The sequence below is a fragment of the Kocuria sp. CPCC 205260 genome (assembly GCF_040981045.1).
In the GTDB taxonomy this organism is placed as follows: domain Bacteria; phylum Actinomycetota; class Actinomycetes; order Actinomycetales; family Micrococcaceae; genus Kocuria; species Kocuria palustris.
Genome location: NZ_JAVKPT010000011.1, coordinates 39,238 through 51,094, shown reverse-complemented (window position 1 = coordinate 51,094; position 11,857 = coordinate 39,238). Strand labels below are relative to the sequence as shown.

The following is an 11,857-nucleotide window of genomic DNA, read 5'->3' as shown; positions in this document are numbered from 1 at the left end:
GGAAGCTAAGGCTCACAGCGCCGATGGTACTGCACTCTGATGGGTGTGGGAGAGTAGGTCGCCGCCGCAATTATTTATACGGAGAGAGGCTGATCGCTGACTCCTTGTCTTCACCGTGAGGGTGAGGATGGGTCGAGTCGCGGTCGGCCTCTTTTCGCATGCCCAGATGCTTTTTGCCCCCTCCTGCTGAGTGGATACCTGATTGCGCTATGAGGGCCTTTAGCGCAATTGGGGATCCACTCGAATGCCGGTCAAGGGCCAGCTTCGGTGAGGGGGGATGCGGCCGTGAGCAGCGAAGCGAAAGACAGCACCTGCGCGCGATGACGCCGCAAGCTGAGCTGCCGCCCCACGACGATTGGATGCTCAATTGCGTTGTCGGCGTCCTCAACGCAATTGAGCATCCAATCGATCTCAGGGGCCGGTGCCGGTTCTGAGTAGGACTGAGGGCCGTTCGGGGCATCGGCACGGGCAGCTCTGGACCCCGCTGCGCCTGGGTGCGGAGCCGGGGCTGGCTCCCGACGCTCGAGTGGACCCTCAGTTGCGGTATCGGCGTCCTCAATGCAGCTGGCGATCCACTCGAACAGGGGAGTGGGTGTTTCCGCTCCAGAAGCTCTCCTGGCTCTGTCTGCCGGCTCTCGGCCGCCCTGGCCCTGTCTGCCGACCCTCCGCGGGCCCTGCTGGCTTGAGACGTGATTCGAGTGTGCGCTGCCTTGCGCTGAGGGGTGTTTCAGCGCAAATGGGTATCCACTCGGCGAGAGGCAGTGGCCTTGGCCGCTCTCGTCGTCATGGCGGGGCCGTGGGCTTCTGGGGGTGTGGTGTCGTTTCCCGCTGCGGTGCGGCACTGGTGCTCGCGGTGCGGTGAGACGAATGACGAAGGCCCCGAGCCTCCTCCAGAGAGCTCGGGGCCTTAGCGTCGTCCGCGCTCAGGGCGCGGGGAGCAGATCACACAGCAGACGGCCGCGGATCCTCAGCGACAGCGTCGTCGTCGATGTCCTCCGACTTCTTGTAGAAGCGGTCGATGGCCACGGCGATCGCACCGTCACCGGTCACGTTGGTGGCCGTGCCGATCGAGTCGATGGCCACGTAGGTGGCGATCATGATGGAGATCGCAGTCTCGTCGAAGCCGAGCATGGACTGCAGGATGCCCACGGCGGCCATGATGGCACCGCCGGGAACGCCCGGTGCGGCGACCATGGTGATGCCGAGCATCAGGATGAAGCCGAAGTACTGCACCGGATCGATCTCGATGCCCGTGACCATCATGACGGCGGTGGAGAACAGCACGATCTTCACGGTCGAGCCGGCCAGGTGGATCGTGGCACACAGGGGGATCGTGAAGCCGGCGACCTCCTCGCTCACCCCGTTGTTCCGGGTGGCCTGCAGGGTCACCGGGATGGTGGCCGCGGAGGAGGACGTGCCCAGGGCAGTGAAGTAGGCCGGCAGCATGTTCTTGAGCAGGCGGATGGGGTTCTTCTTGGCGATGGCCCCGGCGATCACGTACTGCAGGAGCAGCAGGATGATCGTGAGCACGAACGCGGTGATGACCACCTTGAAGAACGTGGAGATGACCGTCCCGATCTGCCCGTTCATGGTCAGCGACAGGAACGAACCGAACACGTAGACCGGCAGCAGCGGGATCACGATGCGGGTGACCACGAGCATGATGATGTCGCGCAGCTCCTCCAGACCGCTCTTCAGCGTGGTCCCGCGAACCATCGTGATGCCCACGCCCACGCAGAAGGCGAGCAGAAGCGCGGTCATGATGTCGAAGGGCGGGGGCATCTCGATGCTGAAGAACGACGACAGCGACTCCTCCGAGGGATCGCTCAGTGCGCCGCCGTCGTGGGTCTCATCGGCCAGCAGCGACGGGAACAGCGCCATCGAGGTGCCGAAGGCCATAAGGCCGGCACAGATGGTGGAGCCGTAGGCCACGGCGGCCGTGATCAGCAGCCACTTGCCGGCGCCGCGCCCGAGATCCGCGATCGCCGGAGCGACGAGGGCCAGGATCAGCACGGGGATCAGGAAGCCGAGGAAGCCGCTGAAGACGCCGTTGAACGTGACGAAGACGCGAGCGATCGGTTCCGGGAAGAACAGGCCGCACAGGGCGCCGAGCACGATGGCGACGACGATTCTCGTCAGCAGTGAGGACAGCATTCGATGGAGCATGGAGGGTCTTTCTTCAGGGTGTGGGGAGGCGGCCCTGAGACCAGCTGTGGTGCGCTCGCTCAGGTGCTGCGACCGGTTCTGCGATCGGCGGACGAGTAGACTGTGCCGTCCCTGGCTCAGAGGCCGCATCCGCTGCGGCCTCACTATGGCACGACTGCACTCGGATGAGCTGCAGATCACGGAATTGTTGAACACATATCTGCGCGACGCGCACCGGAGGACTGAGATGGCCGAGGCCTGGTCGCAGGACAGCAACGATCGCGGCGAGGACCGGGGCGGCGATCGTCGGACTCCGGGGCGGGGTCGCGATGATCGCGGCGGCTCCGGATACGGATCGTCGGGGCAGGGGCGCAGCGGCGCCCGGCGTGACGATCGCCAGGGTTCGGGCCGCGGCTTCCGCGACGACGCGCGCGGCGGATCCCGCGATGGTGAGCGACGCGGCTTCCGCGGCGACGATTCCCGCAGCGGGCGCGACGCACGCGGCGGATTCTCGCGCGAGGGCCGCGGCGGCCAGGGACAGCGCTCGGACGGTCCTCGGCGTGATTTCCGCGGCGACGATCGCCGTGGGGCTCAGGGCGATCGCTCGGAGGGCCCGCGCGGGGACTTCCGCGGCGATGATCGTCGTGGTGGCCGGGAGGGGCGCTCCGGCGGTCCGCGCGGGGACTTCCGCAGCGATGATCGTCGGGGTGGCCGCGATGAGCGCTCGGGTGCTCCACGTCGTGACTTCCGCGGCGACGATGGGCGTCCGGACGACCGGGGACCCCGTCGTGACTTCCGGGGCGGCTCTCAGGGCGGCGGCTCCGGTCGTCGCTGGGAGGACCGCGGCGGGCAGCGCCGTGACGAGCGCAGGGATGATCGCGGCCCGCGTCGGAACGGTGATCGCCCCGGCGGGCGCGACGATTCCCGCGGCGCGCGCTCCGGCGAGCGGCGCAGCAGCTGGGGCGATGACCGTCGCGGAGGACAGTCCCGCTCGACATGGCGCGACGAGCCGCGTCACAGCAGCGAGGCACGTCGCGGCGGCGAGGGGCGTCGCGATGAGCGCAGGGACGACCGTCGAGGCCCGGGCACTCGCCCCGACGGCGGTCGGGACGGCGCCCGTGATGGCCGCCGCGGCGGCTCCCGCGGCTCCGACTCCCGCGGGGGCTCCAGAGGAGGGGGCTCCCGCGATGGCCAGCGTCGGGGCTTCCGCGGCGAAGACTCGCGTGGCGGGCGCAGGGATGACCGGCAGGGCGGCTTCCGCGGGGAGCGTCGGGACGATCGTCGCGACGACCGCGGCGGCCAGCGGCGGACGTCGAGCTCCTTCGAGGAGCGCGGCCGTCCCGTGGGCGCACCGCGTCCGGAGGTCGATGCCGACATCACCGGCCAGGAACTGGACCGCGACGCCCAGTTCCAGGTGCGCGCGCTCGAGGCCGACAACGCCGAGGCCGTCTCGAAGCACCTGGTGATGGTCGCCCGCTACATCGAGGACGACCCCGCCTTCGCGCTGGAGCACGCTCGCTACGCCGTCAGCCGCGCCGGTCGCGTGGCCGCGGTCCGCGAGGCTGCAGGCGTGGCTGCCTATGAGAACGGCGAGTACCACGAGGCCCTCAAGGAGCTGCGCACGTACCGCCGCATGACCGGCGACGACATCCACCTCCCCCTGATGGTCGACTGCGAGCGGGCCCTGGGCCGTCCGGAGAAGGCCCTGGAGCTGGCGACCTCGGAGGGCGTGACCGAGCTCCCGGCCGATGCCCGCGTGGAGCTGGCGATCATCGTGGCAGGGTTGCGCCGGGACGAGGGCGACGCCGACGGCGCCCTGAAGGTCCTGGAGATCCCTCAGCTGGACCGCAACCGCGGCTTCTCCTACAGCCCGCGCCTGTTCCGCGCCTACGGCGAGGCTCTGCGCGGCGTCGGGCGGGAGAAGGAGGCGACCGCCTGGGACCGGCAGGCCCTCGTGGCAGAGGCCGCTCTGGGCACCGGCCCGTTCGAGGACCCGGAGATCGTGGACCTGGGCGAGGACGAGATCGGAGTGGAGCTCGACTCCGCCGAGGGTGCCCAGCGCGACATCGACCGGGTCTCCGACGTCACCGGGCAGTCCGAGGCCGAGGCCGAGGCCGAGGCGGACGACGCGGCGCAGGGCTCCGAGGAGCCCGCTGCGCAGCATCAGCCGGGTCTCGACGACGAGGACCTCGCCTCGATGGGCGGGGAGTCGGCCTCCGCCGACGGCTTCGACGACGATGAGGATCCGGCGCCGTCGTCGGGCCCAAGCGGCATCGTCCGCGACGCCGCCGCTGATGACGAATCCCTCGCGGACGGTGCTGCGAGCGAGGGCGAGACGGAGCAGGAGGACTCCTGAGATGACTCGGCGACTGATCGACGGCTGCGACGCGATCCTGGCCGACCTGGACGGCGTGGTCTACGCCGGTCCCGGGGCGATCTCGGAGGCTCCGGAATCGCTCGAGCGGGCCAAGTCCGAGGGCGTGCCGGTGATGTTCGTGACGAACAACGCCTCGCGCGCCGTCGAGACGGTCGCCGAGCACCTCAGCGAGCTCGGTGTGGCGACCCGCGGCGAGGACGTGATCAGCTCCGCGCAGGCCGCCGCCCAGCTGCTCAGCGACCGCCTTCCGGTCGGATCGCGCGCGCTGATCACGGGGGCCCAGGCGCTGTCGGACTACATCGCCGAGGCCGGCCTGACCCCGGTGAGCTCCGAGCACGACGACCCCGTGGCGGTCGTCCAGGGATTCGACCCGGAGATCGGCTGGAGCGATCTGGCCGAGGCGGCCTACACCCTGGCCGATGCCTCGGTGCTCTGGATCGCCACGAACACCGACGGTTCGATCCCGCGCGAGCGGGGCATCGCCCCGGGCAACGGGACGCTGGTGGACGCGGTGGCCAGGGCGACCGGGCGCACCCCGGAGGTCGCGGGCAAGCCCGAGGCCCCGATCTTCCGCACCGGCGCCCAGCGCCTGGGGGCTCAGCGCCCGCTGGTGATCGGCGACCGGCTGGACACCGACATCCTGGGCGGCAATCGCGCCGGCTTCGCGACCGCCCTGGTGCTCACCGGCGTGGACACGGTGCGCACCGCCCTCGGTGCGATCACCGACGAGCGCCCCGATCACCTCATCGCCGATCTCACGGGGCTCTTCGCCCCGGAGGCGGAGATCGCCGTGGAGGAATCGGACGGCGCCAGCATCGCGCGCTGCGGTGCCGCGCAGGCCACCGCGCACGACGACGGCCTGCGGATCTCCGGTGATGAGGACGACCTGGACGCCTGGCGCGCCGCCTGCGCCGCCTGGTGGGCCCGGCATCCGCAGGTCGACACGGCCTCGATCCCCGAGATCGAGTGGACGGCGGCATGACCCAGTCGTTCGAGCCCTCGCAGAGCCCCGGGGTTCAGCGCGTCCTGCAGGACCTCGAGGACCTGGACCAGCGCCCCGTGGGCGAGCACGCCGCCGCCTATCAGGACGCCCACGAGCGGCTGACCCGCGAGCTCGAGTCCGCGCAGTCGCGCATCGCCGGTGCCGGCGGGACGTCGTGAGCTCTGAAGGACCGAGCGCCGAGCGGCTGGACCGCGCCCTGGTGACCCGGGGCCTGGCGCGCTCGCGCACTCTGGCCGCCCGATGGATCGCCGAGGGCCGCGTGAGCGTGGACGGGCAGCGCACGAGGAAGGCCTCGCAGCTGGTGGCCGCGACCTCCGTGGTGGAGCTCGAGGAGGCCGAGGGCCCCGAGTACGTCAGCCGCGCCGGGCACAAGCTGGCAGGGGCGCTCGAGGCGTTCCCGGACGTCGTCGTGGAGGGGCTGCGCTGCCTGGACGCCGGAGCCTCCACCGGGGGATTCACCGACGTGCTGCTGCGGGGCGGGGCACGGGAGGTCGTGGCCGTGGACGTGGGCCACGACCAGCTCGTGCCGCAGCTGCGCGCGGATCCGCGGGTGCGCGTGCACGAGGGCCTCAACCTGCGCTACATGGCCCCCGAGGACATCGGCGGCCCTGCCGAGCTGACCGTCTGCGATGTCTCCTTCATCTCCCTGACCCTGGTGATCGCACCGCTGGCGGCGGCCACCCTGCCCGGCGGGCACCTGCTGCTCATGGTCAAGCCGCAGTTCGAGGTCGGAGCGGATCGACTGGGCCGCGACGGAGTGGTCGCCTCGGAGCAGCAGCGCCTCGAGGCGGTCGAGAAGGTGGCGGCCGCAGGCGTCGCTGCGGGCCTGATCGAGCTCGGGCGGACGCGCTCGCCGCTGCCGGGCCAGGACGGCAACCATGAGTTCTTCCTGCACTTGCAGCGTCCGGTGCCGGCGTCGTCCTGAACCCGAGGGCAGAACCGGGCCCTCCGTGTGCCGTCGGTCGGAGGACGTAGGGTGGAGCGCATGATCGACGACTCCGGCATGCGCGCGCCCGCCTCACGACGCATCCTGGTGCTCGCCCACATGGGACGTCCGGAGGCCCGGGTCGCAGCCCAGCAGACACTGCGCCAGCTGGCCGACTCCGGCGTGGAGGGCGTCCTGACCGCCGAGGACCGGGACGCCATGCTGCGCGCCCCGGAGGTGGACGAGCTGCCCCCGGTGGGAGTGGTGCCGGACAACTGCGCGCTGTCGGACATCGAGCTGGTGGTCGTGCTCGGCGGCGACGGCTCCATCCTGCGCGCCGCGGAGGTCGTCCGCGACGTCGAGGTCCCGCTGCTGGGTGTGAATCTGGGCCATGTGGGGTTCCTGGCCGAATCCGAGCGCTCCGGCCTGGCGGAGACGGTTCAGGCCGTCGTCGACGGCCGCTACACCGTCGAGGACCGCATGGCCCTGGACGTGCGGGTCTGGCACGCCGGACGCCCCGTGCTGCACACCTGGGCGCTGAACGAGGCCTCGGTGGAGAAGGGCGACCGCGAGAAGATGCTCGAGGTCGTCACCGAGGTGGACCGCAGGCCCCTGTCGTCCTTCGGCTGCGACGGCGTCATCATGGCCACACCCACCGGCTCGACCGCCTACGCGTTCTCCGCCGGGGGACCGGTCGTGTGGCCGGAGGTCGAGGCGCTGCTGATGGTCCCGCTCTCGCCGCACGCGCTGTTCTCGCGGCCGCTGGTCGTCTCGCCGTCGTCCATGATCGCCGTGGAGGTGCTCACCCGCACCGATGCCCGCGGCGTGCTGTGGTGCGACGGCCGCCGCACGGTCGAGCTGCCTCCGGGATCGCGCATCGAGGTCACCCGCGCCGAGCGGCCCGTGACCCTGGCGCGCATGCATCGCACGCCGTTCTCGGAGCGCCTGGTCAAGAAGTTCGGCCTGCCGACCGCAGGCTGGCGCGGCCCCGTGGAGCGGGACGAGATCTCGGACGCCACCTCCACGCTGCCGATCGTCCAGCCGGACTACCGCACGACCATCCGCCGCCAGGTGCCGGGCACGCCTCAGCACCTGTCCGTGGGCCAGGAGATCCCGCAGGCCGATCGTCCGGAGGAGGGCTCATGATCGAGGAGATCCACATCCGCGATCTCGGGGTGATCCCCGATGCCGTGCTCCCCCTGGGGCCGGGGCTGACGATCCTCTCCGGCGAGACCGGCGCGGGCAAGACCATGGTCGTGACCGCCCTGGGCATGCTGCTGGGACGCCGCGCCGACGCCGGCGCTGTGCGCGTGGGCGCAGAGAAGGCCGTGGCGGAGGCCGTCGTGAACGTCCCGTCCGATCACGCCGCGGTGGCTCTGGTGGAAGACGCCGGGGGAGACGTCGACCACGAGCAGGACCGCGCCTCCCTGCAGCTCAGCCGCACCGTGGCCGCCACGGGGCGCTCGCGGGCGCACGTGGGCGGACGCAGCGCCCCGGTGGCTCGGCTCGGCGAGCTCGGCGAGACCCTGGTGGCCGTGCACGGGCAGTCGGATCAGCTGCGGTTGACCTCGGCGGCCGCGCAGCGCCATGCGCTGGACACGTTCGCAGCCGTGCACGACACCGGCTCGGCACGCGGTCGGAAGAAGGCCGCCGAGAGCCGGGGCTTCGAGGAGCTGCTGGGCGAGTACCGTGCGGCGCTGTCGTCGTTCGAGGCCGTCGAGGCCGAGCTCTCCGAGATCCGCGAGAAGGGCCGGGAGCGCGCGCTCGAGGCGCAGTCGCTGCGGGCCGCGCTCGAGGAGATCGACGCCGTCGAGCCGGTCAGCGGTGAGGACGAGGCCCTGAACGCCGAATCGCAGAAGCTCACGAGCCTCGAGTCGCTGCGCGGCGCCTCCATGACCGCGCACGCGGCGCTGTCGGGAAGCGAGGAGGATCCGGACGCGGCGTCGTCGATCCTGCTGGTGGACCGGGCGCTGTCCGCACTCGAGCAGGAGGCCGACTCCGATCCCGAGCTCGAGCAGCTGGCCCAGCGCGTGCGCGAGCTGTCCGTGCTGACCAACGACGTCGCCGCGGACCTCTCCGCCTACGCGACCGGCCTGGACGAGGACGGCCCCGCGCGGCTGGCCGAGGTCGAGGCGCGCCGAGCCGCCCTGCGGGGGCTGACCAAGACCTACGGCGCGGACATCGACGAGGTGCTCGCCTTCGCCGAGACCGCCCGCACCCGCCTGGAATCGCTCGGCGACGACCCCCAGCGCGAGGAGCAGCTGGCAGCGCAGCGCGATCAGCTGCTGGAGGCGCTCGAGGCGCAGGCGGGCGAGCTCACCCAGTGCCGTCGCCGCGCAGCGGAGCAGCTCGCGCAGGAGGTCGGCACCGAGCTCAAGGCGCTGGCCATGCCCAACGCCGCGCTGATCGTCTCCGTGGAGCCGTCGCAGCGCTTCGACCGCTGGGGCCGCGACACCGTCGAGTTCCTGCTGCGAGCTCACGCCGATGCCTCGCCGCGGCCTCTGGGCAAGGGCGCCTCCGGCGGTGAGCTCTCGCGCCTGATGCTGGCGCTGGAGGTCGTGCTGGCCGCCGTCGACCCCGTGCCCACGTTCGTGTTCGACGAGGTCGACTCCGGCGTGGGCGGCAAGGCCGCCCTGGAGATCGGCCGGCGCCTGAAGATGCTGGCCCAGAACGTGCAGGTGCTCGTGGTGACGCACCTGCCGCAGGTCGCGGCCTTCGCCGATGAGCACGTGCTCGTGACCAAGAGCTCGGACTCGACCGTCTCGGATGTGAGCGTGCTCTCGCAGGACGAGCGCGTCATCGAGCTCGCCCGCATGCTGGCGGGCCACGAGGACTCCGAGGCAGCGCAGGAGCACGCCCGCGAGCTGCTGCGCGATGCCTCGGCCTAGCGCCCCTCCCCACCCCCTCGCAGACCCCCCGACCGTCCAGTGATAGGCTCGAACCCCGTGGTGAACGCTCAGAATGCCGCCGCAACGGCTGGCGATACGCAGACAGAGACCTCCGGCTCCACCGGCAAGGTCACCCGGCAGATCTTCGTGACGGGCGGTGTGGTCTCGTCCCTGGGCAAGGGACTGACGGCCTCCTCGCTCGGGATGATCCTCAAGGCCCGCGGCCTCAAGGTCACGATGCAGAAGCTCGATCCCTACCTCAACGTGGATCCGGGCACCATGAACCCGTTCCAGCACGGCGAGGTCTTCGTGACCGACGACGGCGCCGAGACCGACCTGGACATCGGTCACTACGAGCGCTTCCTCGACGAGGACCTCGACGCCTCCTCCAACGTGACCACCGGCCAGGTGTACTCCTCCGTGATCGCCAAGGAGCGCCGCGGCGAATACCTCGGCCAGACCGTCCAGGTCATCCCGCACATCACGGACGAGCTCAAGGCGCGCATGCGCTGGCACGCCGATCACGTGCCGGAGGGCGAGGAGGCCCCGGACGTGATCATCACCGAGATCGGCGGCACCGTGGGCGACATCGAGTCGCAGCCGTTCATCGAGGCCGCCCGCCAGGTCCGCCGCGACATCGGCCGACGCAACGTGTTCTACCTGCACGTGTCGCTGATCCCGTACATCGGCCCGGCCAAGGAGCTGAAGACCAAGCCCACCCAGCACTCGGTGGCTGCGCTGCGCAACCTCGGCATCCAGCCCGACGGCCTGGTGCTGCGCTGCGATCGCGACCTGCCGGACTCCATGCGGGCCAAGATCGCCGACGCCTGCGACGTCGACATCGACTCCGTGATCTCCTGCGCCGATGCCCCGAGCATCTACGACATCCCCAAGACCCTGCACGGCCAGGACCTGGACGGCTCCATCCTCGACTACTTCGGGATGGAGCGCACCGAGGCCGACTTCTCGCACTGGAACAAGCTGCTCAGCGCCGTCCACGAGCCCAAGCACTACCTGACGATCGGGCTGGTCGGGAAGTACATCGACCTGCCGGACGCCTACCTGTCGGTCTCCGAGGCGCTGCGCGCCGGCGGCTTCGCCAACGACGCCCGCGTGAAGATCAAGTGGGTGGCCTCGGACCTGTGCCAGACCCCCGAGGGCGCAGCGCGGGAGCTCGGCGACGTCGACGCCATCTGCGTGCCCGGCGGCTTCGGAATCCGCGGCCTGGAGGGCAAGCTCGGCGCGCTGACCTACGCGCGCACCACGGGCCTGCCCACCCTGGGCCTGTGCCTGGGCCTGCAGTCGATGGTCATCGAGTACGCCCGCTCCGTCGTGGGCCTGCACGACGCCTCCTCGACCGAGTTCGACCCGGACACGGCCACTCCCGTGATCGCCACGATGGCCGAGCAGGAGCAGTTCGTGGAGGGCGCCGGCGATCTGGGCGGCACCATGCGACTGGGCCTGTACCCGGCCAGGCTCACGGAGGGCTCGGTCGTGGCCGAGGCCTACGGCGCCACCGAGGTCCAGGAGCGCCACCGCCACCGCTACGAGGTCGGCAACGACTACCGCGATCAGCTCACCGAGGCCGGTCTGGTCATCTCGGGCACCTCGCCCGACGGCACCCTGGTCGAGTTCGTGGAGCTGCCGCGGGAGACTCACCCGTACTACGTCTCCACGCAGGCCCACCCCGAGCTGCTCTCGCGTCCCACCAAGGCCCACCCGCTGTTCGCCGGGCTGGTCAAGGCGGGCCTGGAGCGCCAGGCCTCCCGCACGGACGAGTCCCCGGAGCGCTGAGCCGCATGGAGTTCGTGGAACTGGGTGCCGGGGAGCTGACGGATCGCGTGGATCCGCGGCGCGTCCTGGCTTCCGAGACGGTCTACGAGGGCCGGATCTGGGACGTCGTCTCGGAGCAGGTGGAGCTCTCCCACGACGGTCCCCGGATGACCCGCGACTTCATCACCCACCCCGGTGCTGTGGCGATCCTGGCCTTGGACGATCAGGAGCGCGTCCTGCTCATCCGCCAGTACCGCCACCCTGTGGGGATGACGCAGTGGGAGATCCCCGCAGGCATCCTCGATGTGGAGGGCGAACACCCGGCCAAGGCCGCGGCTCGCGAGTTGGGGGAGGAGGCGGACCTGTCCGCCGGGCGCCTCGACACCCTGGTCGAGTTCCACAACAGCCCCGGCTCCTCAGCGGAGTCTCTGCGGATCTACCTGGCCCGCGAGCTCACCACCCTGGAGCAGGAGTTCGAGCGCGAGGATGAGGAGTCCGAGATCGTCGCCACGTGGGTCCCGCTCGACGACGCCGTGGCGGCCGTGCTCGACGGCAGCCTGCACAACCCCAACCTGGTCACCGGGGTGCTGGCCGCCCACGCCTCGCGCGCCGCAGGCTGGTCCTCGTTGCGCCCGGCCGATGCCGCGTGGCCTGCCCATCCCGGGCTGCGCGGCACCGACGGGGTGACTCCCGCCACCATCACACCGCCGGATGCCCGCTGAGGCGTCGTCCTCGGCATCCAGGTG

At 71.0% G+C, this 11,857-nt stretch carries 9 protein-coding genes; 8 read left to right on the top strand and 1 reads right to left on the bottom strand.

Translation table 11 applies throughout. The annotated features are described in order from the left end of the window. Positions 1-942: 942 nt before the first annotated feature. Positions 943-2,154, bottom strand: a complete 1,212-nt coding sequence (locus tag RF645_RS12620; protein ID WP_251715538.1) for a dicarboxylate/amino acid:cation symporter — start codon at positions 2,152-2,154, stop codon at positions 943-945. A gap of 157 nt (positions 2,155-2,311) precedes the next feature. Here RF645_RS12620 and RF645_RS12615 point away from each other — a divergent pair, with 157 nt between their 5' ends. From RF645_RS12615 to RF645_RS12580, 8 genes are read left to right on the top strand one after another with little or no spacing between them, the layout of a single operon-like run. Continuing rightward, positions 2,312-4,501: a hypothetical protein gene (locus RF645_RS12615; RefSeq protein ID WP_368819220.1), complete on the top strand. Its 2,190-nt coding sequence runs from the start codon at positions 2,312-2,314 to the stop codon at positions 4,499-4,501. A gap of 1 nt (position 4,502) precedes the next feature. Next, a complete protein-coding gene (locus RF645_RS12610) occupies positions 4,503-5,504 on the top strand; it encodes an HAD-IIA family hydrolase (protein ID WP_368819219.1) in 1,002 nt (333 codons plus the stop codon). Then, positions 5,501-5,683 carry a hypothetical protein gene (locus RF645_RS12605; protein ID WP_006215836.1) on the top strand — a complete coding sequence of 61 codons (183 nt, stop codon included), beginning with the start codon at positions 5,501-5,503 and terminating at the stop codon, positions 5,681-5,683. The genes RF645_RS12610 and RF645_RS12605 overlap by 4 nt, the downstream gene beginning before the upstream one ends. Further along, on the top strand, positions 5,680-6,450 hold the full coding sequence (locus RF645_RS12600; protein ID WP_314302196.1) for a TlyA family RNA methyltransferase: 771 nt from the start codon (positions 5,680-5,682) through the stop codon (positions 6,448-6,450). The genes RF645_RS12605 and RF645_RS12600 overlap by 4 nt, the downstream gene beginning before the upstream one ends. A gap of 60 nt (positions 6,451-6,510) precedes the next feature. Beyond that, a complete protein-coding gene (locus RF645_RS12595; protein WP_368819218.1) occupies positions 6,511-7,596 on the top strand; it encodes an NAD kinase in 1,086 nt (361 codons plus the stop codon). Next, the gene (gene recN, locus RF645_RS12590; protein WP_368819217.1) at positions 7,593-9,338 is read left to right on the top strand and encodes a DNA repair protein RecN; all 1,746 of its coding nucleotides are present in this window, start codon (positions 7,593-7,595) and stop codon (positions 9,336-9,338) included. The genes RF645_RS12595 and recN overlap by 4 nt, the downstream gene beginning before the upstream one ends. Before the next feature lie 57 nt (positions 9,339-9,395). Continuing rightward, positions 9,396-11,132: a CTP synthase gene (locus RF645_RS12585; protein ID WP_024290207.1), complete on the top strand. Its 1,737-nt coding sequence runs from the start codon at positions 9,396-9,398 to the stop codon at positions 11,130-11,132. Between the two features lie 5 nt (positions 11,133-11,137). Beyond that, entirely contained in the window at positions 11,138-11,833 is a 696-nt protein-coding gene (locus RF645_RS12580) for an NUDIX domain-containing protein (protein ID WP_368819216.1), read from the top strand. Positions 11,834-11,857 lie beyond the last annotated feature (24 nt).